The organism is Methylorubrum pseudosasae (assembly GCF_029504475.1).
Lineage (GTDB): Bacteria > Pseudomonadota > Alphaproteobacteria > Rhizobiales > Beijerinckiaceae > Methylobacterium > Methylobacterium extorquens.
In genome coordinates this window covers 4,704,019-4,727,993 of the sequence record NZ_JAQGDU010000002.1, presented here as the reverse complement: position 1 = coordinate 4,727,993, position 23,975 = coordinate 4,704,019, and the positions used below count along the sequence as shown (strand labels likewise).

Here is a 23,975-nt window from a genome sequence, read left to right as displayed (position 1 = left end):
GCCGATGCGTGCGCTTGGCCATCTCGGGAAAGGCCGTATCCCGATTTTGTCCCCTTCGCCAGCGCATCGGCCGCCAAGTATGGGCCTCGCTTCGCGCCGCGACCCATCGTCACCCAAGGCAAGGTTCATGAGCGAATCAGCGGGCGTCGGTTCTCGCGGGCGTTGCATGAGGTCGCGCTACGACGGCATCTGAGAGCGAGCATTCGATGATCGAGCCCTCACGTGGGCAAGATCGAAGGGCCCTTCGCGCCTGTGCAAAGCAGGAATGTCTCGAACTCACCTTGAACCAGTTCGAAATTACCTCCTATCTTGCGGTCACGGCGGCACCGGCGAGGGACTCGTCCCGGACGGAATGCGAAAAGCCGCCGGTCGGACGATGACGCGCGGCGAAGGCCGTGCCGCTCCCTGGGGGCTGAACCCCGGGAGATCACCGCCCCGGCCGCGAACGGTTCGGCCACGCTCTCCGGGGTAGGGTCCGGGCCCGAAATTCTTTAAACCGAGGCGTCCCAAGAAGAACGCCCGGCCAGCCGAAAGCGTCGAGGACGGATGCCCGTGAACCTGATGCCTGTGAACGCGGCCGACAGCGCCAGCCTGACCGACGAGTCGATCGTCGGCGGCGATGGCGGCGTGGACGATTCCGGTGCTAGCAATGGCCGGGCCAAATTCGAGCGGCCGCCGGTGCGCCCCGCCGGTCCGCGTACGGATTACGACGGCCATTTCCGTGCCGCCCTCGACCGGCTGCACAGCGAGCGCCGCTATCGCGTCTTCGCCGACATCGAGCGGATCTCCGGCCGCTTTCCGCAGGCCACGTGGCGGCGCCCGGAGGGCGGCAACCGCGAGATCACCGTATGGTGCTCCAACGATTATCTCGGCATGGGCCAGCACCCCGAGGTCGTCGCGGCCTTGACCGACACGGCCGCCCGCTGCGGCGTCGGCGCCGGCGGCACCCGCAACATCGCCGGCAACAACTCGCCGCTGGTCGATCTGGAGCGCGAACTCGCCGACCTGCACGGCAAGGAGGCGGGCCTCGTCTTCACCTCGGGCTATGTCTCGAATCAGGCCGGCATCTCGACCATCGCGAAGCTGCTGCCGAACTGCCTGATCCTGTCGGACGCCTTCAACCACAATTCGATGATCGAGGGCGTGCGCCATTCCGGCTGCGAGAAGCGCGTCTTCCGTCACAACGACCTCGAACATCTCGAGCAGCTGCTCGCCGAGGCCGGCGACCGGCCCAAGCTGATCGCCTTCGAGTCGGTCTACTCGATGGATGGCGACGTGGCGCCGATCGCCGCGATCTGCGACCTTGCCGATGCCTACGGCGCCATGACCTATCTCGACGAGGTCCATGCGGTCGGCCTCTACGGCGAGCGTGGCGCCGGCATCGCCGAGCGCGATCGTGTGATGCACCGGGTCGATGTGATCGAGGGGACGCTCGCCAAGGGCTTCGGCTGCGTCGGCGGCTACATCACCGGCACGGCGACCCTGTGCGACGCGGTTCGCAGCCACGCGGCCGGCTTCATCTTCACCACCGCCCTGCCGCCGGCCGTCGCCGCGGCGGCGCGCGCCTCGGTGCGCTACCTCAAGCGCTCGAAGACCGAGCGCGAGGCGCATCAGCGCCAGGCCGCCCGCACCAAGGCGGCGTTGGAAGCCGCCCGCCTGCCGGTGCTGCACACCGAGACCCACATCGTGCCGCTGATGGTCGGCGATGCCGAGCTGTGCAAGGCGGCAGCCGACCACCTGCTGGAGCACCACGACATCTACATCCAGCCGATCAACTATCCCACCGTCCCGCGCGGCACCGAGCGCCTGCGGATCACGCCCTCACCCTTCCATGACGACGAGCGGATCGGTGCGCTGACGGCCGCGCTGGTGGAAACCTGGGATACCCTGGATCTGCCGCGGGCCGGGACGGTGTTCGCCGCAGCGGCGGAGTAGCCTTTTCGCGAAGGCCGCGGCATCGGCTACACTGTCCGCATGGCCCTGGCCTTCGACCGCACCCGCCTCCTCGAGGCCTTTGAGCTGCTCGGCGCGGATCTGTCCGCGCGGGGGCTGTTCGTCGAACTCGCCGTCTACGGAGGCGGGGCGGCGCTGCAAGACCTGTACGTTTCCGTCTACGACGAGGCGCCACCCGGTGAGGCGAGCCTGCGCTTCCGGTCGGTGCTTCAGGATCGCCCACGATGAGGCCCGCCTCCTTGCGCGAGGTGGTCGAGCGGGCACGCGCGGATGGCGATTGGGATCACCACCTGCAGAACTTCCTCGACGCCTTCTACGCGCTCGACGGCGACATCACCGCCCAGGGGGCGATGATCGCCGAGGATCCGGGTTTTCTGGGAGACGCGCGGCCCGATGCCTTCCTCGGCGGGGTCGGCGAGCATCTCGCCCGGCGCTGGCGGCTGCCGTTCATCCCGGCTTGGGTGCGGCACAAGGCGCGCTACCTCGACACGGCGATGTTCGTGCCCGACGAGCGCAACCTGCGCACTTACCTGCTCTGCGTCAGCCCGGTCTCGTTCCGGCCGCGGCTGATCTTCACCGGGCCGGACCCGCTTCAGCGCGCCCGCTTCCCCTATCACCGCGGCGTCGTCCGGATGCCCCTGACCTTCCCGCAGGGGCCCGCGGCCGCGGCCTTGTTCGAGCCGGAGCGGTGAGGGGGCTCAGCGCCGCTTGACCTCGTTCGACCAGCCATGCGCTGCGGCGGCCTTCTCCACCTTCTCCTTGAGCTGCGGCAGCAGCGTGCCCATCCATTGCTGCATCCCCGTCAGCATCGCCTGGCTCAGTTGCGGCTGCGCCTTCACGAGATTCTTGCCCGCCGGCGTGGCGTAGAAGCCGGCAACCGCCTTCAGATCCTCCTTCGAGAGGACGGAGGCGAAGCTGAGGGCCTGGATCGCGAGCAGGTCGTCGTAATTCTCCGAGAGCGTGGGCATCACGACCTCGTCCACCATCACCTGGGCCTTCTTTGGGTCCGTAAGACCCATCTGCTGCATCACCCCCCGGCCATCGGCGCCTTCATCGCCGCGAGCACCGCGGCCCGGTCCCCCTGCGCCGCGGCGACGACCTCGCGGGCGGCGGCCAACCGTTCGGGATCGGCGGTGACAACCGGGGCGGCCGGTTGGGCGGGCGCCTGCGCCGAGGCGGGAACGGTGCCCGTGACGAGGGCCGGCGCGCAGAGCAGGCCGAGGCCGAGCATTCCGGAGAGCATTTCCTGGCGCATGGTCGGTGTGACTCCGGTCGTGAACATGGGGTCGGGCTGTTTGCCCGAACGGGATGACACGCAGGTAACGGTGATCGTGCGAACACCCGCTGCCAACTCGCGGAACGGTAGTCGGTTCGGAGCTATGCTCGCAACGCGCTTGTCGGCCTGCCCAAGGCGCCGCTATCCCAAGCCACCGCTATGGCCGCGCTCACAGTGGCGTGACCGCCAGGAGCCAGACGATGCCGGATACGGACGACACCTACATCTACGACGAAGCGCTCGGCGAATGGCGCCCCGCCGGCGCGGCGTCGCCCGAGACCCCGGCTGCGCGGGCGCCTGTGCGTGACGCCGCGGGCAACATCCTGGCCGACGGTGATGCGGTCACCCTAATCAAGGATCTCAAGGTCAAGGGCGCGAACCAGACCCTCAAGCAGGGCACCGTCATCCGGTCGATCCGCCTCACGGTCGATCCGGAGGAGATCGATTGCCGCCACGACAGCATCAAGGGCCTCGTCCTGCGCACGGAATTCGTGCGCAAGCGCTGATCGCGCGTAGCGAGGGGCGGGGTCAAAGGGTGACGACGAGCCCGTCCTCGGCTGCGATGTAACCGTCCGGCGGGTGAGCGATCATCTCCGGGCTCATATGCGTGAGCATCAGCCGCTTAGGGGCGATCTCGGGCAGGCGCCGCTTCAGCGTCGCCCAATCGAGGTGGAACTTCACCGGACGCTCCACGGTGTAGCCCTCGGCGATCATCAGGTCCGCCCCGCTCCCCGCGGCGACGATATCCTCCACCCACTCGGTGTCGCCGGTATAGCTGACGACCTTGCCCGCCGCCTCGATCCGCAGGGCGTGCGCGGGCGCGCCCGAGGGGTGGCGCATGGTGAAGGCGGCGGCTCGCACGCCCCCGGTCTCGACCGGGCGCCCGGCTTCCATTTCCACGACCTCGACTGGGAATCGGCGCTCGGCCGTGCTGGAGCCGGGAAACAGCACCTCCATCGCCGCCGGAAGGCGCTCGGCCGTGCCCGGCGGTCCGACCACGGTCAACGGCTCCGTGCGCCCGCTGACGAGCTGCCCGTCGAGGATCAGCCAGGGCAGGCCGCCGAAATGGTCGCCGTGGAGATGGGTGAGGAACACCGTGCGGATGCGGTTCGGCTCGACGCCGAAGCGCCGGATCGCGATGAGCGCGGAGGCGCCGCAATCGATGAGGAAGGCGCCGCCGGGCGCATCGACGTGGAAGCAGGTGTTGAAGCGCCCGCCCGAGCCGAACGCGTCGCCGCAACCGAGAACGTGGAGCCGCATGGATCACTCTCCCTGCCTTGCCGATCCCGGCGGGGATCTCGGTCACCGGGCGCCACGATCAATCGTCCCCGGCCGGCATGGATCGCGCTCATTCTCCGGAGTGCGTCTCTCGCGTGTTTGCGAGACGCCGGCCCGCTGTCCGGGAAGACAGATTTCGTTGCATTTGTTAATCGGCTAAAAAGGGAGGATTCAGCGCGACATACTGATTTTAATTTCCCGTTAGGGGATTGGAGTCTGGCTGTGTGCAGGTTGTGATTGTTTTTCTGGGGACAAGATCCGACAAAATACTGTTCCAGCAAGCCCAATGCTGTATCCCGCGGCCTGCGGAGATGGCAAATTCCGACCCTGCGACCGCGTTCGTTCCATTGCTTTCGCTCGATTCATGACGATCCATTCCCACCCCTTCCCCTCCGCCATTCGCTCGGCCTCGATCGAGCCGGCTGCCGCCCTGTCGGCCGAGGGCGCCGCCCTGATCGACCGGATCTACGAGGCGGCGGCCTTGCCCGAGCTGTGGCGCGAGGTGCTCGTCGAACTCGCCCGCTTCGCTGGCGCCCCGCAGGCGGTGATGATCGTCTCGACCGGGACGCACTTTCGCGACTTCGTGACGACGTCGCCGGAGTTCGACCCGCTGGTGATCGATCATTTCGAGCGCTTCCCCGACAACGTCCGCATCGGACGCCTGTTGGCGCTGCGTCATCCCGGCTTTCTCAACGACCTCGACGTCGTGACGGAGGAGGAGATCGCGACGCTGCCGCTCTATCAGGACTTCCTGATCCCCCGGGGCTACGGCGCGGGTACCGCGACAGCCGTGCTGGTGCCGAGCGGCGACAGCGTCATCGTCCATTGCGAGCGCGCCCGCGCCGAGGGCGATTTCGGGCCGCAGATTCTGTCCGCGCTCAACAGCCTGCGTCCCCATCTCGCCCGGGCCGCCCTGCTCTCCGCACGCCTGGAGATGGAGCGGGTCTCGACCACCACCCGGACGCTCGAAGCACTCGGCCTGCCGGCGGCCGTGCTCGGAAGCGGCGGGCGGGTCATCGACGCCAATCCGTCCCTGGTGGCGATGATGCCTCACACCCTCAGCGACCAGCCCTTGCGGCTCGCCGTCGTCGATCCGGCCGCCGACAGGCTGCTGCGCGAAGCCGTGGCACAATCCGCCGCGCCGCAGGCGATGCCGGTGCGCTCGATCCCGATCGCCGCGAGCGGTGAGCGTCCCCCGGTGATCCTGCATCTCGTGCCGATCCGCGGCGCGGCCCACGACGTGTTCGTCCGCGCCCGCTTCGTGCTGATCGCCACCCCCGTCGTGGCCCAGGACGTGCCGAGTGCGGATGTGGTCCAGGGCCTGTTCGACCTGACCCCGGCCGAGGCCCGGCTCGCCGCCCTGATCGCGGCGGGCGATGCCCCGGCACCGGCCGCGGCCAAGCTTGGGATCACCCCCAGCACCGCCCGCTCGGTGCTCCGGCGCATCTTCCAGAAGACCGGCGTGTCGCGCCAAGCCGAGCTCGTCGGCCTGCTCGCCGGCCGGGGCGCCGGGTCGGGATTGCGCGAATAGCGGCCGATGCGTCGGCCGATACTCAGCTATGGCGTCGGCCAACTCGCAACTTCTGAAAAACCGCTCTATAAGCCCGGCTTCGCGCGAGGCGGGAGGGCCCGCGCGCATCACCCGATCGGGTGAGCGGAGAGAGTATCATGGCCGAGCGGTGGACCCCCAAAACCTGGCGCAACCTGCCGATCCAGCAGGTCCCGTCCTATCCGGACGCGGGCGCTCTCCAGGCCGTCGAGGCGCAACTCGCGAGCTTTCCGCCGCTCGTTTTTGCCGGTGAGGCGCGCAAGCTGAAGGCGGCCCTGGCGCGCGTCGGGGCGGGCGAGGCCTTCCTCCTGCAAGGCGGCGACTGCGCCGAGAGCTTCGACGAGCACTCGGCCGACAACATCCGCGACTTCTTCCGCGTCTTCCTGCAGATGGCGATGGTGCTCACCTTCGCGGGCGGCTCGCCCGTGGTGAAGGTCGGCCGCATCGCCGGCCAGTTCGCCAAGCCGCGCTCTTCGCCGACCGAGACGCTCGACGGCGTGGCGCTGCCGAGCTACCGCGGCGACATCATCAACGGCCTGACCTTCAACGAGGAGGCCCGGATCCCCGATCCGCGCCGCCAGCTCGAGGCCTACCGGCAGTCGGCGGCGACGCTGAACTTGCTGCGCGCCTTCGCCACCGGCGGCTACGCCAACCTCGAGAACGCGCATCGCTGGATGCTCGGCTTCGTCAAGGACAGCCCGCAATCCTCGCGCTACCGCGATGTGGCCGAGCGGATGTCGGACGCGCTCGACTTCATGCGCGCCATCGGCATCAACCCGGAGACGCACCAGGAGGTCCGCACCACGGATTTCTACACCAGCCACGAGGCGCTGCTGCTCGGCTACGAGGAGTCGCTGACCCGCGTCGATTCGACGAGCGGCGATTGGTACGCCACCTCCGGCCATATGCTCTGGATCGGCGACCGCACCCGCCCAGCCGGACCACGCCCATGTGGAATATGCCCGCGGCATCAAGAATCCGATCGGCCTGAAATGCGGGCCCTCGACCACGGCCGAAGGGCTGATCCGCCTGATCGATCTCCTCAACCCGGAGAACGAGGCCGGCCGCCTCAGCCTGATCTGCCGCTTCGGCGCGGACAAGGTCGGCGATCACCTGCCGGGGCTGATCCGCACGGTGCAGCGCGAGGGCCGCAACGTCGTGTGGGTCTGCGATCCGATGCACGGCAACACCATCGCCGCCGGCCGCTACAAGACCCGGCCGTTCGAGCGGGTGATGCAGGAGATCGAGGGCTTCTTCGGCGTGCACCGCGCGGAAGGCACGATCGCCGGCGGCATCCATCTCGAGATGACCGGCAAGGACGTGACCGAATGCACCGGCGGCGCCCGTGCGCTGACGGCGGACGACCTTCAGGACCGCTACCACACCTACTGCGACCCGCGCCTCAACGCGGAGCAGGCGCTGGAGGTGGCGTTCCTGACCGCCGAACTGGTGAAGCGCGAGCGCGCCGAGATCGAGCGCCCGCGCCTCGACGCGGCGGAGTAGCCTCGGTCCGATCGTGATCGGAATGCGATGGGGCGGGTGCGATCATGCAGGATCGCGCCCGCCTTTTTCGTTGTGCGAACCCATGTGCAGCGAAGGCCGCCTCCGCCCCGACGCGCAGCCGACAAAAGATTCGGCGAAGCACCACATCGGCGCGCGTCAAGAATGTTTCTCGCGCCCGAGCTTGGTTATCATCCTCTTAAGTGATCGGCTTCGGAGGCGGCATGGCGGTATCGGCGACCAGGAAGACATCTCGCATTCGCAGTCTCTGGCCGAGCTGGAATCCGGGACTGCTCTCCGCCGCCGCGCCTCCGCTGGACCGGCGCTCCATCGACCTGCACCCCATCGAGTCCGAGGCGCGCCTGCCGTCGCACAACCTCACCGCCAACGAACTCATCGCCATGGCCCGCGCCGCCCGGGCGCGCCGCCTCGATCCGTGAGCGGACGCTCCGCCGCTCCGTGACGGCGAAGTCCTGATCCCGCGACCGGGACGGTCCGCAAGCGCCTCGCGCGGCGCCTACTGCACCAGCGCCAGACGGCCGCGCGACTCGGTCGCCCCGGTGCGGATCGGCGCCTCGCTATGGCCGGCGAAGAAGTCCTCGACCATCTCGCGCAGGATCTCGGCCAGGTCGCCGCCGCGATCGGCTTCGACATGCACGTCGCTGCCGACGCAGCGGCCGAGGCCCGGCGTCGTGTTGCTGGCCAGGGTGAGCAGCCGCTCGTTGTACTCCGCCCCCAGGCCGTTCACCGCGATGAAGTTGCGCCCACCCAGAACGGGGCCGTACTTCACGGTGATCCGGTGTTCCTGACCGGCGTCGTTCTGCAACGTGGCGGTGAAGCCAACGAAATCGTCGCGATCCACCTCCGGGGCGGGGCAGGTGATCCGGCCGTGTTCGATGCCGTCCTCTTCCAACACCTCGGCCATCAGGCTCAGGGCCTCAGTGATCGGAGCCAGTGCCCGAACGCCGTCCTGAAGAAGCTTGGCCTGGATCCGATGCTTCTGCGCGTCGGCCGCGCGCAGGCGCGCCCGGAAGCGATTCTTGATGTCGAAGGGGTTCGTCATGGATGGGTCCCCGCTCGATTGTTCGGTGCCCTTTGGTCGACTTGGAAGTTAGGAAGACACATCATCAGCGTCAAGCTGATGCACAGTATTCATGCCTGCTTGGACGCTGGGCTCTTGCATCATTATATGACGTGGACATTTCTTGTGCAGAATAGGGCGGCGCGGTCGTGGTGCAGTGCACGCGGCGCCCACGGCGAGCCGGCCTTCCGCCCGCCTCCGCATTGCGCTTTCTTGCCGAAAGCGCGTATCCGACAAACCGACCTTTTCCGGAGTCGTTCCCCGCGATGAGCGGCCGAGCGCCGATGGAGGACGAGCGGGAGCGACGCGCCCTTGGCCCAGACCAGCGCAGGCAAGACCAGCGAAGACACGACCATCGCGAGCATGACCGGGTTTGCCCGCTCCGCCGGCACGACCGGCGCGGTGCAGTGGTTGTGGGAGATCCGCACCGTGAACGGGCGTGGGCTCGATATCCGCGTGCGTGCGCCGAACGGCTTCGAGGCGGCGGGGGAGGCGGCCCGCATCGCTCTGTCCAAGGCGCTCTCTCGCGGCCAGTGCCAGCTCGGTCTCACCTTGACGCGGCCCGAGGCGGCGGTGCGGGTGCGCATCGACGAAACCCTGCTGGCGAGCCTCGCCGCGGCCGTCGCCCGCGTGCCGCGTCCCGCGGAGGTTGGCCCGGCGACGCTCGACGGGCTGCTCGCCGTGCGCGGTGTCGTCGAGACCGAGAGCGAGGCCGGGGCCGACCCTGAGGCGCTCAATCGGGATCTCGTCGCCGGGATCGAGACCCTCGTGGCCGATCTCGTTTCCGCCCGCCGCGCGGAAGGGGCGCGGCTGCACGCGATCGTGGAGAGCCAGATCGCGGACATCGCCCGTCTGACCCAGGCCGCCGAGGACTGCCCCGCCCGCCGGCCCGAGGCGGTGCGCGCCCGTCTCGCGGATGCGGTGGCGGCCCTCGTCGGCGCCGGGGGGCTCGACCCCGACCGCCTGCATCAGGAGGCGGTGCTGATCGCGGCCAAGGCGGATGTGCGCGAGGAACTCGACCGCCTGCGCGCTCACCTCGCGGCCATCGGCGAGTTGCTGGCTCAGGGCGGCGCGATCGGCCGGCGGCTCGATTTCCTGGCCCAGGAACTCGGCCGCGAGGCCAACACCCTGTGCGCCAAGGCCGGCGATATCAGCCTGTCGCGGATCGGACTCGACTTGAAGGCCGTGGTGGAGCAATTCCGCGAGCAGGTGCAGAACGTCGAATGAGAGCGAGAGACATGCGCAGCGGAGTTTCCCGCCGATGACGCAGGATGCCACCCAAGGCAGACCGGATATCGCCCGGCGCGGGCTGATCCTGATCCTGTCCTCGCCCTCGGGCGCGGGCAAGACGACGCTGACCCGCGCCATCGCCCAGCGGCCCGAATGGGGCCTCGACCTGTCGATCTCGGTGACGACGCGCTCGCGCCGCCCCTCGGAGATCGACGGGCGCGACTACCGCTTCATCGACCGCGAGGCGTTCGAGGATCTTCGCACCCGCGACGACCTGCTCGAATGGGCCGAGGTCCACGGGAATTTCTACGGCACGCCGCGCCGCCCGGTCGAGAAGACCCTGTCCCAAGGCCGGGATATGATCTTCGACATCGACTACCAGGGCACCCGCCAGGTCCGGCAGCGGCTGCAGGACGACGTGGTGACGGTGTTCATCCTGCCGCCGAGCTTTGCCGAGTTGCGCAACCGCCTGGAGCGCCGGGCGGAAGACGCACCCGAGACCATCGAGCGGCGGCTGGCCAACGCCCGCAACGAGATGCAGCGCTGGAGCGAGTACGACTACGTCATCGTCAACGACGACCTCGACGAGTCCTTCCGCGCGCTTCAATCGATCCTGGCCGCCGAGCGCCTCAAGCGCACCCGCCGCACCGGCCTGCCGGGCTTCGTCGATGGGCTCCTGGCCGAGGCCGGGCGGAGCGCTTGAGAATTTGAATTCCCTCGCCCCGCACGCGGGGAGAGGGAAAGGCGCTTCACTCCGCCGCCGTGCGCGGCCGCGACGGATGCGAATCCTCCACCTGCGCCGCGTGGAGGCGGCGGTAGTAGCCGTCTCCGGCCAGCAGCACGTCGTGACGGCCCTGCTCGACGATGCCGTTCTCGGCCACCACCACGATGCGGTCGGCGTGGCGGATCGTGGCCAGCCGGTGGGCGATGACCAGCGTCGTGCGGCCTTCCGCCAGTTCGAACAGCGAGGCCTGGATCTCCCGCTCGGTCTGCGTGTCCAGCGCCGAGGTCGCCTCGTCGAGGATCAGGATCGGCGGGTTCTTGAGGAAGGCGCGGGCGATGGCGAGCCGCTGCTTCTGCCCTCCAGAGAGCTTCACCCCACGCTCGCCGATCACCGTGTCGAGCCCCTCGGGCAGCGAGGCGATCAGCCCATCGAGCCGGGCGCGGGCGGCGGCGTCCAGGATCTCGGCCTCGCTCGCGCGCAGGCGGCCATAGGCGATGTTCTCGCGGATCGTGCCGGCGAACAGGAACACGTCCTGCTGGACGATACCGATCTGCCCGCGCAGCGAGGCCAGCGTCAGGTCGCGGATGTCGTGGCCGTCGATGGTGATGCGTCCGGTTTCCGCCTCGTAGAAGCGCGGGATCAGCGAGAGCAGCGTCGTCTTACCCGCCCCCGAGGGGCCGACGAAGGCCACCGTCTCGCCCGCGTGGATCGTCAGGTCGATCGCGGAGAGCACCGGCCGGTCCGGGCTGTAGCCGAAGCGCACGCCCTCGAAGCGGATCTCGCCCTTCAGCGGCGGGGCGGGGATGGCCCCCGGCCGGTCGGCGATGTCGGGCTCGGTGGCGAGCAGGTCCTGGTAGCGGCGAAAACCGGCGATGCCCTTCGGGTAGGTCTCGATCACCGCCCCGATCTTTTCCAGCGGCCGGTAGAACACCGCCACCAGGAGCAGGAAGCCGACGAAGCCGCCGGGCGTCAGGTCACCGCGCACCACGAAGGCGGCGCCCCCGAGGAGCACCACGATCTGCACGAGGCGCAGGCCGAGATAGTTGATCGACAGGGCGCCGGCCATCAGCCGGTAGGCTTCGAGCTTGGTGGTGCGGTAGTTCCGGTTGTCGGAGGCGAACAGCGCCCGCTCATGCGCCTCGTTGGCGAAGGCCTTCACCACGCGGATGCCGCCGACATTCTCCTCGATGCGGGCGTTGAAGGCGCCGACGCGCCCGTACTGCGCCTGCCAGTTGCGCGTCATGCGCCCACCGTAGCGGATGACGATAAAGGCGATCAGCGGCAGGATCGCCAGCGTCATCAGCGCCAGTGGCGGGTGGACGAGGAACATCAGCGCGAAGGCGCCGAACAGCGTCATCACCGCGATGAACAGGTCCTCAGGCCCGTGATGGGCGACCTCGCCGATCTCCTCCAGATCCTTGGTGATGCGCGCCACCAGGTGGCCGGTCTTCTGCCCGTCGAAGAAGCGGAACGAGAGCTTCTGCAGGTGGTCGAAGGCGCGGGCGCGCATCTCGGTCTCGATGTTGATGCCGAGCACGTGGCCCCAATAGGTGACGACCACCATCAGGCCGGCATTGGCGACGTAGAGCAGCGTCAGGCCCATTGCTGCGAGCAGGATCAGGCTCCAATCCTGCTGCGGCAGCAGCCGGTCGACGAAGGCTTTGACCGCGAGCGGGAAGCCGAGTTCGAGCAGGCCCGAGAGCACGGCGCAGCCGAAATCCACCAGGAACAGCGTCCGGTGCGGCCGGTAATAGGCGAGGAAGGCCTTCAGCATGGCGCAGCAGTGACGGGTCTTCTGGCCCGGAAGCGGGCGACTCCCCGGCGCATAGGCGAGGGCGCGTCGTCGCGCCAGCGGCGCCGACGCGGGGCGGCCCCCACGCTCACCGCTCCACAACAGACCGCCCGGCCCGTGCGACGCTGCGGATGGCTGCGGCCCGAACCGTCGCTTACCGCATCACATACACCTCGGTGCCGACGGCGACGCGCCCGAACAGGTCGGCGATATCCTGGTTGTACATGCGGATACAGCCGTAGGACGCGAAGGTGCCGATCGAATTCGGCCGGTTGGTGCCGTGGATGGCGTATTCGCCTCCGCGCAGGGTCATGGCCGCCACGCCCATCGGATTGCTCGGCGAGCCGCCGCGGATGAGGTTGGGCAGGCGCGGGTTGTCGCGCTTCACCTCCGCCGGGGGCGACCAGTCGGGCTGGTAATATTTGCCGTCGATCTGCGTGGCGCCGCTCCACTGCTTGCCCGGCTTGCCGACCGCGACGGGGTAGCGGATCGCCGTGCCGTCGCCGTTGACGAGGTAGAGCCGGCGCTCGGTGGTGCGCACCACGATCGTCCCCGCACCGAGTCCGTCGGCGAAGGGGACGACTTCCCGAGCCTGCGCGGCACCGGCCGCGCATAAAGCCACCGCGAGCGCGCCCGCGAGACGCGCCCTGTACTTGACTGTCCTGAACATCGAAGATCGCCTTTCGAAGCTGGAGCGTAACTGACGAAGACGATCCGCCGTTCCAGCTTGCGATTCTGCTTTACGCGCCGCGAAATGCGCGCCCCATGCACGGCCTCTTGGCGGCTTAGCGAATGCCGGGCTCGAAAATTCCGACAAATTTTAAGTATCGGCTCGCGGCGCCGGCCTCAGCGCTGGTCTTGGCGCCGGTCTTAGCGTTCATGGAGCCGGGCCGCTTCCGGGTGCCGCTCCTGCCAGCCGTGGCGGACGAGTTCCGGGTCGGCATGCTCCTCGACCGGGTGGCCGACACAGAGATAGGCGACCAGATCCCAGCCTTCCGGCACGTCGAGGGCGTCCGTCACGAGGGTGGGTTCGAGGATCGAGACCCAGCCGACGCCGATGCCGTGGGCGCGGGCGGCAAGCCAGAAGGCATGGATGCAGGCCGCCACCGAGTAGCGCAGCATCTCCGGCATGGTCGCGCGGCCGAGGCCGTGGCCGGCGCCCGTCCCGGAATCGCAGAACACCGCGAGATGAACCGGCGCCTCGCGCAGGCCCGCGAGCTTCAGGCGGGCGTAGAGCGACCGTTGTTCGTCGGCATAGGTCGCGCAGGCGGCGGCGTTGCAGCGCTCGAAGCTTGCGATGACCGCCGCGCGCCGCCCGGGCTCGGACACCCTTACGAACCGCCAGGGCTGGCTGTTGCCGACGGAGGGCGCCAGCGCCGCCAGATCGAGGCAGGTTCGCAGCGCGGCCTCGTCGACCGGTTCGCGGGAGAAGCGCCGCACGTCCCGCCGCCACGCGAACAGGTCCGCGAGGCGGGCGCGGAAGGCGTCGTCGAAGACGGGCGGAGGCGCCGCTGCGGGGGGAGAGGACTCGGACATCGCCGCCGCTTCTCGCGCCAGCGGGCGCGGCTGCCAAGATGGTTGTTGGGGGCTGCGGCCTCGGCTCTCTGCCGCGAGCCTCGTTCCGAGAGGTGGCCATCGGCTTTCGGGCTGATGCACCCGCGAGCGGCGGGAGCCTCGACACGAAAAAAGGGCGGCGCTCCGAGGAGGCCGCCTGAAGTCCTTGGGTCTCGAAACCCCTGGATGCCGGTTTGCCGAGATCCGCGGCATTGCCCGAGGGCTGGGGAGCTCGGGTTCAGGCGCCGCCGCGGTGGACAGACCGACGAGGTTTCAAGCCACAGTGAAAGCGTGTCGCGGTGGCGATGGCAAGGCGAGTCTGCGGCGGGACGGTGATGTTCACCACCTCACCGTGCGGCGACGCACATGAGTCGCGCGCCGCGTCGAAACCACGCTAAGCGACCGATGGCCGGCGAAGCACCTTGCGGGTGCCTCCCGCGGAGCCCATCATCTCCCCCACGCCGCAGGAACGCCGGCACCGCTACGGGAGTGACGATGAGCGAGGGGCAGAGCGTCGATCACCGCTCGAACGACCGGGACAGCCAAGTGGCACCGCACGTCACGCCGCAAGTGATCCCGTTTCCGTCGCCCACCACTCCGCAGGTCGCCTTCCAGCGCGACGAGTTGCGGACCATCTTCAACCTCTACGGACGGCGCGTCGCCGAGGGCGAGTGGCGCGACTACGCCCTCGATTTCCGCCGCGACAAGGCGGTGTTCTCGATCTACCGCCGCGCCTCCGAGATGCCGCTCTACCGGATCGAGAAGGATCCCAAGCTCGCCCGCCGCCAGGGCGCCTACGCGGTGATCGCGGCGAGCGGCCTCGTGATGAAACGCGGCAACGACCTCGCCCGCGTCATCGGCGTGCTGGAGGGGCCGTTGCGGGCGGTGTGATCCCGCCTCCGGGCGTGCCCGGAAGCGGGAGGGGGCGTCTACCAGCGCACGATGATCTGTGCCCGGACCGTGCGGGGGGCGCCGGGCAGGATGTTGTTGTTGTTGTGCGCCGAGACGATGTAGTTGCGGTCGAACAGGTTCTCGATGTTCACCTGCGCGCGTGCGTTCTCGCTGATCCGGTAGAACAGGCCCAGATCGAAGCGCGAGTAGCTCGGAAGCCGGACGGTGTTGTCCGAAGTCGCGAAGGAATGCGACTGGTTGATGAAGCCGACGCCGACCGAGAAGCTCGGATCGATGTCGAACTTGTTCCACAGTGTGAAGGAATTGAGCGGCACGAGGCCGACGAAGTTGCCGGCCACGATCGTATCGGAGAGCCGGTTCGCGATGCGCGCATCGGTGAAGGCGTAGCCGCCCGCGATCGACCACCAATCGGTGACGTAGCCGTTGGCGCCGATCTCCGCGCCCTGCGTGTTGGTCTGGCCCGAGGTCAGGAAGAAGCCGGGCCGGTTCGGATCGGCGATCCGCTGGTTGGTGCGGTCGAGGTTGAACAGCGCGCCGGTGAGCTGAAGCACGGGCGAGACGTCGTACTTCACGCCCACTTCCGTGTTCTCGAATCTCTCTGGCTGAGCGATGACGAGGCCCGGCGTCAATGCGCTGAACTGATCGCCGGACGAGGGCAGGTAGGAGATGCTGTAGCTCGTGTAGAAGGCGAGGTTCGGCAGCGGCTTCACGACGAGGCCGGCGCGCGGCGAGATCAGATCGTCCACGCGGGCATTGGTGATGTTGGTGCGCCGGTCGGTCGCCGCGAAGTCGAAATGGTCGAAGCGCAGGCCGCCGATGAGCTGCACGTAGTCGTTCAGTTCGACCTGATCCTGCACGTAGGCCGCGGCGAGACCGAGATCGTAGGTGCTGTTGGCCCCGCTGGCGATATTGCGGAAATTGACGCCGACGCGCGTCAGCGGCGCGAGCGGGTTGACAACGAGGGTCTGCGTACCGGTGGTCGCGAAGAAGCCGTCTTCACGGACGCTCAGGCCTTCCTGGTAGCCGAGTTCGAACCCGCCGAGCAGGGTGTGCTTCACGGGACCAGTCAGGAACTGGTAGGTGAAGTCGGTCTGATTGAAGTAGTTCGTCCGGTCGGTCTGGCTGTTATAGGCCGAGATGTTGACGGCAGTGCCGGCCGCGTTCACCGCCCCGCCGGGGAAGACGTTCTGGTAGAATTTTTCGTAATCGGCGATGCGTGACTGACTGCGCATCACGACGCCGTTCTCGAAGACGTGGTCGAGCTGCGCCGTGGCGATGTGGGCGTTGACGTAGGTCGGCGACAGGAACGGGTTGCCGAAATAGGTCGCCCGGTTATCGCGGTACCGGTAGGGCCGGCCGAACTGCGAGGGGATGCCGCGATCGGTGGTGCGGTCGTCGTGGAAGTACTCGTAGGACAGGCGCAGCGTCGTCTGCGGCCCGAGCAGGAACGTCATCGTCGGGTTCACGCCGTAGCGGCGGATATCGACGAAGTCGCGGTAGGTCGCCGTATCCTCGAACACGCCGTTCATGCGGAAGAACACGCTGTCGGAGACGCGGTCGCCGACATCGAGCGCCACGCGCTTGTTCGCGAACTGGCCGCCCTGGGCGACGATCTCGCGGGTCGGGACGCCGTCGGCTTCCTTGAGCACGCGGTTGATGACGCCGCCGCCGCCGCCGCGGCCGAAGATCATCGCGTTCGGCCCCTTCAGGACTTCGATGCGCTGGATGTTGTAGAGGTCGCGGTAATACTGCACGTCGTCGCGGATGCCGTTGACGAAGAAGTCGGCATTCGAGCGCTGGCCGCGGATGATCAGCTCGTCGCGATTGCCCTCGCCCTGGGCCTGGATCACGCCCGGAACGTAGCGCGTCGCCTCACCGATCGACTGGAAGCCCTGGTCGAGGATCTGCTCGCGCGTGATGACCGAGACGGATTGCGGCGTGTCGAGCAGGGGCGTCGGGGTCTTGGTGGCGCTCCGCGTCGCCTTGCCGAGATAGCCGACCGTGACACCGCCCTGGGGCTCAAGCCGCAGCGCGCCGCGGCCGAGGCCTTCGACGGCCAGTTCGTCCAGCGCGACCGCGGCGGGAGACGCCTCGACCGGAACAAGGGGTTGTGCCCGTGCAGGGAGGGCAACCGCGACGGCCGTGCCTGCCAGAAGCGCAAACGCGACTTCGTTCGTTCCGCGACGTCTCAAGTCCAATCCCCCGTCTTCTTGTCGATATTTGACGACGTCGTGACGCCGACTTGGCGCTCATGATGACATCGCTCGACGGGGATCAAGCGGGTGAAGCACTATAACAAACGACAAAAATGGTGCTTTTGTTTAGAATAATTCGCGATAACCGCCTAAAACATCGTCATTCAACGCGATTTGTCGAAAGCTGGAGACGTTCAAATCTATACGATGCAGAAACATTGTTGCATAACCGCAACTGCGCTGCTCGGAACTGTTGTAAACTGCTGACTTCATCCGCCATGGCGGCGTGGCGTCGGGACGGAACAGCCGATCCGACGCCCGCGCGTAGCGGCCATGCTCGCAAGGGCGCAGGGGGGGCGAAGACGAAGCCCTGCCCTTTCCGGCGAGGCTGAAGGCCGCGGAGTGCCTTATCCGACCCCATTGCATCAGGCCGGCGTCTCTCGGTCCTTGTTTTGATGCGCAGTCTTTCGATGAACCCGTGACCCCTTCGTCGTTGGGCCTCTACCGGGCGGGCCGCAACGTCGCGGCGGCTTCGGCGAGCCGGCGGATCGCCGTTGGGTCGGGTTTGCCCGCCGGGACCACCCAGCTTCCGCCGACGCAGAGCACGGCAGGATGGGCGAGCCAGTCCCCGGCGCTCGCTTCGGTGATGCCGCCGGTGGGGCAGAAGCGCACTTGGCCGAACGGCGCGGCGAGCGCCTTCAGCGCCTTCAGGCCGCCCGCGGCCTCCGCCGGGAAGAACTTGAAGCGGTCGAGCCCGTGATCGAGGCCGCGCATGATGTCCGCGGAGGTGGCGACGCCCGGCAGGTAGGGAACGCCCGAGGTGAGAGCCGCTTCCGTCAGCGGCGCGGTCAGTCCGGGACTGACGATGAACTTCGCGCCCGCGCCGATGGCGGCATCGAGGTCGCGCGCGTTCAGCACCGTCCCGGCGCCGACCACCGCGCCCTCGACGCTCGACATTGCCCGGATCACATCGAGCGCCGCGGGGGTGCGGAGCGTGACTTCGAGGGCGGTGAGCCCGCCGCCGACCAGCGCCTCGGCGATCGGCACCGCGTCGGCGGCATCCTCCACCACCAGCACGGGGATGACGGGAACGGAGCGCATCAGCGCGTCGATGGTGCTCATCGGGGTTTCCTCCGGTGTCGGTTCGGCTGATCGCGCGTATCGGGACGATGACTTAAAGGCCCGCCGCCGCCAGCATCGCCGAGCCGCCGCGCTCGGCATCGTCGGCGCCCTGGCGCATGAAGGCGAACAGCTCGCGGCCGGTGCCGAGGCCGTCCGGCGGCCGCACCGCATCCTCGCGGCTGTCCCACTCGGCCGAATCGACCAGCACTTCCAGCAATCCCTGCTCGGCCGAAAGGCGGACGATGTCGCCGTCGCGGATGCGGCTGATCGGGCCGCCGCCGACCGCCTCGGGGCTGACATGGATCGCCGCCGGCACCTTGCCGGATGCCCCCGACATCCGCCCGTCGGTGACGAGCGCGACCTTGTGGCCGCGGTCCTGCAGCACGCCCAGCGGCGGGGTCAGCTTGTGCAGTTCCGGCATCCCGTTGGCGCGCGGGCCCTGGAAGCGCACGACCACGACGACGTCGCGCTCCAACTCGCCCGCCTTGAAGGCGGCGATGACTTCGTCCTGATCGGAGAAGACGCGGGCCGGGGCTTCGATGGTGCGCCGTTCGGGATCGACCGCGCTGGTCTTGAAGGTGGCGCGGCCGAGATTGCCCTTCACCAGCCGCATCCCGCCATCCGGCTGGAACGGGCGGGAGGGGGGGCGCAGCATGGCCTCGTCCAGCGGCTCGGCCGGCGCGTCCTCGAAGGTGAGGTCGTTGCCCTCGCCCAGAAGCTTCGGGTCGCGGGCGTGGTCGCGCAGGCGCGTGCCGGCCACCGTCAGGAGGTCGTCGTGCAGGAGCCCGGCATCGATCAGCGAGGCGATGACGTAGGACATGCCGCCGGCCGCGTGGAAGTGGTTCACGTCGCCCGCGCCGTTCGGGTAGACCCGCGCGATCAGCGGCACCACGCCGGAAAGCCGGTCGAAATCCTCCCAATCGACGACGATGCCCGCGGCGCGCGCCATGGCCGGGATGTGGATCGCGTGGTTGGTCGAGCCGCCGGTGGCGAGCAGGCCGACGATGGCGTTGACGATCGCCCGCTCGTCGATGCAGCGCCCGAGCGGGCGGTAATCGTTGCCGTTCCAGCCGATCTCGGTGAGCCGGTGGATCGCCGAACGCGTCACCGCCTGCCGCAGCCGCGTGCCGGGATTGATGAAGGAGGCGCCGGGCATGTGCAGGCCCATCACGTCCATCATCATCTGGTTGGAATTGGCGGTGCCGTAGAAGGTGCAGGTTCCGGCCCCGTGATAGGAGGCGGACTCGCTCTCCAGCAGTTCCGCGCGGCCGACCTTGCCCTCGGCATAGAGCTGCCGGATGCGCTGCTTCTCCTTGTTGGCGAGCCCCGAGGGCATGGGGCCGGCCGGAACCAGGATCATCGGCAGGTGGCCGAAGCGGAGCGCGCCGATGATGAGGCCGGGCACGATCTTGTCGCAGATGCCCAGCAGCGCCGCGCCCTCGAACATGCCGTGGCTGAGCGCGACCGCAGTGGAGAGGGCGATGGTATCGCGGGAGAACAGCGACAGCTCCATGCCGCGCTGGCCTTGGGTGACGCCGTCGCACATGGCGGGCGTGCCGCCGGCCACCTGGGCCGTCGCACCCACTTCGCGGGCGAACAGCTTGATCTGCTCGGGATAGCGCCCGTAGGGCTGATGCGCCGAGAGCATGTCGTTGTAGGCGGTGACGATGCCGATATTCATGGCGCGGCCCGCGATGATTGCGGGCTTGTCCTCGCCGGACGCCGCGAAGCCGTGGGCGAGGTTGCCGCAGGCGAGCATCGGGCGATGCACGCCCGCCTCGCGCTCGCGTTCGATCAGGTCGAGATAGGCGCGGCGGCTGGCGCGGGAGCGCGCGATGACGCGCTCGGTGACCGCGGCGACCTCGGGATGAAGCTCCGGCATGGCTCGTTCGCCTCGTTCGGATGTCGACGGCACGGACAGGCCCGCAAGAACGGGGCCTGCGCTCCCCTTAACATGGAGCGACTCCAAACGGGATCACGCCCGTGAGAACGCTTTCCTGAACCGGAGCCATGGACGGATCTGCTCGGCAGAGGGCCGGGGATGCCGTCGCCGGATGACCCTGCCGCTGCCTTCGCGCGGGTCTGCCATCGCGATCGCCCCGGCCCGTGATCGGCTGCAAGGCGGGTGATCGCTGGATCGGCGGGCCATCACCCGCCGATCCATACGATGCCGGCCCGAGGGTCGCGGGGTCTGTGCCGCGATCCCGGACGCAGGTTGACGAGAAGGTGCTTCACGCCCCCGGCGCGGTCGCGATATCCCGCTCGACCTCGGCCGGGTCGAGCACGTATCGGCGCGAGCAGAACTCGCAGGTGATGGATACGGTGCCGTCATCCGCGACCATGTCCCGGCGCTCCTCGGCCGAGAACGAGCGGATCATCCCCAGCACCCGCTCTTCCGAGCAGCGGCAGCGCTCGATCACGCTCTGCGCATCGAACACGCGCACGCCGCGCTCGTGGAACAGGCGGTAGAGCAACCGCTCGCTCGACACCGCCGGATCGACGATCTCGTGGTCCTCCACCGTGTTCACGAGGCTGCGCGCCTCGGTCCAGGCATCGTCGTCGCGGGTGCCGCCGGTGAGGATCTCGTGGCCCTCCGGTGCGTCGCCGGGCGGAAGGTCGGCCTGGCGCATCCGGTCGGGCGAGGTCGGCAGGAACTGCACCAGCAGGCCGCCGGCTCGCCAGCGGCTCTCCCCGCCCTCCATCTGCTCGGCGACCGCGAGGCGGACCAGCGTCGGGATCTGCTCGGATTGGCGGAAATACTGGTGCGCGGCCTCTTCGAGGCTTTGGCCCTCGAGCGCGACGACGCCCTGGTAGCGGCTCTGGGATGGCCCCTGGTCGATGGTCATGGCCAGGTGCCCGCGACCCATCAGGTCGGCGGCGCGCGCCTTCGGGCCGAGGGCGGCTACCGGCTCCGCATTGAAGCGGGCGGTGGCTCGCACCCGGTCGGGCGCCTCGAAATCGACCACCAGCATGTTCACCGGTCCGTCGGTCTTGGTCTGGAGCTGGAAGCGGCCTTCGAGCTTCAGAGAGGCACCGAGCAACACGGTGAGCGCCGCCGCCTCGCCGATCAGCCGGGCGACCGCGTCGGGATAGCCGTGGCGGCGCAGGATGGTGTCGATCGAGGGCCCGAGCCGCACCGCGCGGCCGCGCAGATCCAGCGCTTCGACGGCGAAAGGCAGAACGGCGTCGTCGTCGCCTTCGAGCGAGGGTGTGAAAGAAGGGGCGTGTCCGGAGCTCATGGGCTCTCCGTATCCGGGCTGGATGAAAAAGAGGAGCGGGAGGGCGGCCGGTCCGGCGGCATCGCACCGAACCGGCGGAAGCGCGTGAACCGGCGCACGTCCTCGGCGCTCCTCATATGGGGGGCGCCGTGCCCCGGCGCGAGACCGGCGCATGATGCCCTCGGCCGGCACCGCCACGCAAACATTTCGGACGCGGCCGTCATCGCGTCCGGCGCCTCCTAACAACCAGCCTGGACAAAACCGCGCTGGTGAGACGAGTCAGAAATCCGTGTGCAGCCGCGTTCCGAAGAAATCGGCCGGGCCCCGGTCGCGGTTATAGGCCGGGTTCTCGATGTGCTGGTAGTCGAAGGTCATCGTCACGGCCTTCGTCAGGTTCAGCGCGTAATAGACCTCGACCGCCCGCTCCGGCGCGTAGTTGTCGAGGCGGCCGTCGCCGATCAGGAGCCCGAGGCCGCCATTGGCGAAGTAGGCGCGGTGAGCGGTCGAGATCCGGTTCGCGGCGGCGCCGACGCCGACCGTGTCCTGCGGCCGGCCCCAGGCCGCGCCTTTGAGCGAGAGGCCGCCCGAGACCGAGCCGTCGATATCGGTGAAATTCAGATTCTCGTTGCGCCCGTCATTGACGCTCGCCCGCGCGAACAGGCCGAGATCCGCGGTGAGGGCCTGTTCGAGATTGACGTAGGCGCCGCTCTTGCGCCGGGGTTCCCGGGTCGCTGCGGCCGCCGTATTGATGTCGGCGAAGGCGCCGGTCTGCGTCAGCGCCACGACCTGCCGGAAGTTGGCGGTGTTGCCGACATTCGAGAACAGGCCGAGGCGTAGGCGGCCCGGCTGGTCGAGCACGGGCAGCGTGTGGCGCTCCTCGAACTCGATCACGGCGCCGGCCCGCTCGAACACCCGCGGGTCGAGCACGTCGGAGGACGGCTCCTTGGGCACCTGCGTGTAGGCGGCACGGATCGCAAATTCCGCGCGGTTGTACTCCACCATCACGCCTTGCGTGAAACCGGGGAGGTTGGCCGGGAAGTCCCAGGCGGCCGCCGCCCACAGGCCCCAGTTCATGAAATCGACCCGCGGGTCGTGGGCGTAGGCGTTGCCGTCGAAGAAGTCGCCGAGGGCGAACTTGCCGGCGATGACCGTGATGCGCTCGACGTCACGCGTGCCGGCGACGGAATTCGGCCCGTCCGGCACCGCTTCCGTCTCGCCGCCGAGCCCGAAGGTCTGGCGGACGAAGTAGCGATTCGAGCGCAGCTTCGGGAACGGCGCACCCGCCTTCTGCGCCTCGCCGTTGACGAAACCGGCCACGCCCAATGTACGCGACAGGCCGAAGCCCTGGCTGAATTCCGGGTTGTAGTAGAGTTCCGTGCCCTCGAAGAGCTTGAGGCCGAGGAACAGCGTCGCGGTCGTCGTCGCCTGCGCTTGATCCGGCACGAGGCTCTGCGGCCCGCGATAGGGCGCGCGGAATCCCGTCACGCCCTGGTTCACGAAAGTGGTCTGGCCGTGCAGCGAGAAGCGAGCGTCCTTCGGAGTTTCGTCGTCCTCCTCCGGCACCAGCGTCAGCGCCTGGGGGTGCCAGATCAGCCGGGCCATCATCTTGTTGGAGACGAAGCTGGTCCGGGTCGTCACCGGCCCGCCGTCCGGGCCCGGCAGCGTGCCAAGGCCGAAGCGACCGCTGTCGCCGAGGTCGCTGTAGCGGTAGTCGATTCCGAGCGAGAGATGCGGATCGACCGCGAACTGCACGCCCGCGCCGAGCGTGAAGCCGAGATAGGAGACGTTGCGCGTGGCCGTGACCGTCGGGCCGCCGGCCAGATCCGGATAGGTGGCGAGCACCCGGCCGTTGGCGCCTGTGAGACCGGCGGTCGCGTAGATCAGGTTGTTGCCGAAGGCGTAGCCGAGCCGGGCGCGGGCGGCCGCGAAGACGTCCGTCTTCTCGCGGATCAGGGCGAAGGGCGGATCGATCCCCTCGTAGCCGAAGCCCGTCGCATCGGAGCGCGCACCGCGCTTGAGATTGGCTCCGACGAGGTCGGCCTCGATACCGTAGACAAGCGCCCCGTCCTGCCAATTCCAGCCTGAGAAGGCGCCGCCGACTGCGGTGGTGGCATCGCCGCCGAGATCGCGGCTGCCGGTGGCATCGCCCGTCGAGATCGATCGAACGCGGCGCGAGCCGATCGTGGTCGGGCCGAAATCGTAGTTGCCGAAGGAGGCGCCCGCGCTGCCCTGCACCCCGGCATAGAAGCCGGACCAATCGATGAAGCGGGGCCGTGCGCGTTCCGCGAGGTCTGCGGCCATGCCAGCGCCGGCATGAAAGCCGAGGATCGCGGCCAGCCCAGCCGACACCGCCCCCTGTTTCGCGATTATCCCCGCGCGCGCCTTGAACACTGCGCCAGCCCCCGCCGCCACCCCGTGAGCGGCCTAGCAGATGCCGTTGCCGCCGCAATGCACCCACGACCCGCCGAAGCACGAGGCTTCAGAACGGTGGCGCGGGCGCCACGATGTGCGTGAGAAGCGGAAACATCCGACAGGACGATGACGGCTGTACCGGTCAGGCCGAGCCGGGCCGAACCGGGAGCATCGCTCTG

Annotated in this window: 21 protein-coding genes and 1 pseudogene; 10 read left to right on the top strand and 12 right to left on the bottom strand. The window is 68.6% G+C overall.

Annotated features, from left to right (window positions below; translation table 11 throughout):
* Positions 1-546 precede the first annotated feature (546 nt).
* The 3 genes from hemA to M2437_RS23300 are packed head-to-tail and all read left to right on the top strand — an operon-like array spanning position 547 to position 2,645.
* Positions 547-1,935, top strand: coding sequence for a 5-aminolevulinate synthase (gene hemA / locus M2437_RS23310; protein WP_253388805.1), 1,389 nt, complete (start codon positions 547-549; stop codon positions 1,933-1,935).
* Positions 1,936-1,974: 39 nt separating this feature from the next.
* Positions 1,975-2,181 (top strand): hypothetical protein, encoded by a 207-nt coding sequence (locus M2437_RS23305; protein ID WP_253388804.1) that lies wholly within the window; start codon positions 1,975-1,977, stop codon positions 2,179-2,181.
* Positions 2,178-2,645 (top strand): hypothetical protein, encoded by a 468-nt coding sequence (locus M2437_RS23300; protein WP_253388803.1) that lies wholly within the window; start codon positions 2,178-2,180, stop codon positions 2,643-2,645. The genes M2437_RS23305 and M2437_RS23300 overlap by 4 nt, the downstream gene beginning before the upstream one ends.
* A 6-nt stretch (positions 2,646-2,651) precedes the next feature.
* Here M2437_RS23300 and M2437_RS23295 read toward each other — a convergent pair whose 3' ends face one another.
* A complete protein-coding gene (locus M2437_RS23295) occupies positions 2,652-2,972 on the bottom strand; it encodes a DUF2059 domain-containing protein (RefSeq protein WP_499007078.1) in 321 nt (106 codons plus the stop codon).
* Positions 2,973-2,980: 8 nt separating this feature from the next.
* Entirely contained in the window at positions 2,981-3,208 is a 228-nt protein-coding gene (locus tag M2437_RS23290; RefSeq protein ID WP_499007076.1) for a hypothetical protein, read from the bottom strand.
* A gap of 221 nt (positions 3,209-3,429) precedes the next feature.
* Here M2437_RS23290 and M2437_RS23285 point away from each other — a divergent pair, with 221 nt between their 5' ends.
* On the top strand, positions 3,430-3,735 hold the full coding sequence (locus M2437_RS23285) for an alkylphosphonate utilization protein (protein WP_253388801.1): 306 nt from the start codon (positions 3,430-3,432) through the stop codon (positions 3,733-3,735).
* A 22-nt stretch (positions 3,736-3,757) separates the two neighbouring features.
* On the opposite strand, the gene M2437_RS23280 is transcribed toward M2437_RS23285, so the two are convergent.
* On the bottom strand, positions 3,758-4,489 hold the full coding sequence (locus M2437_RS23280; protein ID WP_253388800.1) for an MBL fold metallo-hydrolase: 732 nt from the start codon (positions 4,487-4,489) through the stop codon (positions 3,758-3,760).
* 382 nt (positions 4,490-4,871) lie between these two features.
* On the opposite strand from M2437_RS23280, the gene M2437_RS23275 reads away from it, so the two are divergent.
* The 3 genes and pseudogenes from M2437_RS23275 to M2437_RS23265 all read left to right on the top strand — a co-directional run bounded on the left by M2437_RS23275 (position 4,872) and on the right by M2437_RS23265 (position 7,996).
* Positions 4,872-6,038, top strand: coding sequence for a helix-turn-helix transcriptional regulator (locus tag M2437_RS23275; protein WP_015950770.1), 1,167 nt, complete (start codon positions 4,872-4,874; stop codon positions 6,036-6,038).
* Between the two features lie 137 nt (positions 6,039-6,175).
* A pseudogene (locus tag M2437_RS23270) lies at positions 6,176-7,559 on the top strand (class II 3-deoxy-7-phosphoheptulonate synthase).
* 221 nt (positions 7,560-7,780) lie between these two features.
* A complete protein-coding gene (locus tag M2437_RS23265; protein WP_015950771.1) occupies positions 7,781-7,996 on the top strand; it encodes a hypothetical protein in 216 nt (71 codons plus the stop codon).
* Positions 7,997-8,073: 77 nt separating this feature from the next.
* Here the strand turns inward: M2437_RS23265 and M2437_RS23260 are convergent, their stop codons facing one another.
* Positions 8,074-8,619, bottom strand: coding sequence for a hypothetical protein (locus M2437_RS23260; RefSeq protein ID WP_012253530.1), 546 nt, complete (start codon positions 8,617-8,619; stop codon positions 8,074-8,076).
* A gap of 330 nt (positions 8,620-8,949) precedes the next feature.
* Here M2437_RS23260 and M2437_RS23255 point away from each other — a divergent pair, with 330 nt between their 5' ends.
* Complete coding sequence (locus M2437_RS23255) at positions 8,950-9,864, top strand: YicC/YloC family endoribonuclease (RefSeq protein WP_253388799.1); 915 nt, start codon at positions 8,950-8,952, stop codon at positions 9,862-9,864.
* 34 nt (positions 9,865-9,898) lie between these two features.
* Complete coding sequence (gmk, locus tag M2437_RS23250) at positions 9,899-10,570, top strand: guanylate kinase (protein ID WP_003598580.1); 672 nt, start codon at positions 9,899-9,901, stop codon at positions 10,568-10,570.
* 46 nt (positions 10,571-10,616) lie between these two features.
* Here the strand turns inward: gmk and M2437_RS23245 are convergent, their stop codons facing one another.
* The 3 genes from M2437_RS23245 to bluB form a co-directional block, all read right to left on the bottom strand.
* A complete protein-coding gene (locus M2437_RS23245) occupies positions 10,617-12,365 on the bottom strand; it encodes an ABC transporter ATP-binding protein (RefSeq protein WP_253388798.1) in 1,749 nt (582 codons plus the stop codon).
* Between the two features lie 172 nt (positions 12,366-12,537).
* A complete protein-coding gene (locus M2437_RS23240; RefSeq protein WP_253388797.1) occupies positions 12,538-13,053 on the bottom strand; it encodes a L,D-transpeptidase in 516 nt (171 codons plus the stop codon).
* 200 nt (positions 13,054-13,253) lie between these two features.
* Complete coding sequence (bluB, locus tag M2437_RS23235; RefSeq protein ID WP_253388796.1) at positions 13,254-13,919, bottom strand: 5,6-dimethylbenzimidazole synthase; 666 nt, start codon at positions 13,917-13,919, stop codon at positions 13,254-13,256.
* 513 nt (positions 13,920-14,432) lie between these two features.
* On the opposite strand from bluB, the gene M2437_RS23230 reads away from it, so the two are divergent.
* Complete coding sequence (locus M2437_RS23230; protein WP_003598586.1) at positions 14,433-14,828, top strand: DUF2794 domain-containing protein; 396 nt, start codon at positions 14,433-14,435, stop codon at positions 14,826-14,828.
* Positions 14,829-14,866: 38 nt separating this feature from the next.
* Here M2437_RS23230 and M2437_RS23225 read toward each other — a convergent pair whose 3' ends face one another.
* From M2437_RS23225 to M2437_RS23205, 5 genes are all read right to left on the bottom strand, one after another.
* Positions 14,867-17,041 (bottom strand): TonB-dependent receptor, encoded by a 2,175-nt coding sequence (locus M2437_RS23225; protein WP_197707613.1) that lies wholly within the window; start codon positions 17,039-17,041, stop codon positions 14,867-14,869.
* Between the two features lie 504 nt (positions 17,042-17,545).
* Complete coding sequence (gene eda / locus M2437_RS23220; protein WP_253388795.1) at positions 17,546-18,166, bottom strand: bifunctional 4-hydroxy-2-oxoglutarate aldolase/2-dehydro-3-deoxy-phosphogluconate aldolase; 621 nt, start codon at positions 18,164-18,166, stop codon at positions 17,546-17,548.
* A 52-nt stretch (positions 18,167-18,218) separates the two neighbouring features.
* Complete coding sequence (gene edd / locus M2437_RS23215) at positions 18,219-20,048, bottom strand: phosphogluconate dehydratase (protein ID WP_012253536.1); 1,830 nt, start codon at positions 20,046-20,048, stop codon at positions 18,219-18,221.
* Positions 20,049-20,397: 349 nt separating this feature from the next.
* Positions 20,398-21,405 carry an Hsp33 family molecular chaperone gene (locus tag M2437_RS23210; RefSeq protein WP_253388794.1) on the bottom strand — a complete coding sequence of 336 codons (1,008 nt, stop codon included), beginning with the start codon at positions 21,403-21,405 and terminating at the stop codon, positions 20,398-20,400.
* Positions 21,406-21,663: 258 nt separating this feature from the next.
* The gene (locus tag M2437_RS23205) at positions 21,664-23,775 is read right to left on the bottom strand and encodes a carbohydrate porin (RefSeq protein WP_253388793.1); all 2,112 of its coding nucleotides are present in this window, start codon (positions 23,773-23,775) and stop codon (positions 21,664-21,666) included.
* Positions 23,776-23,975: the final 200 nt, after the last annotated feature.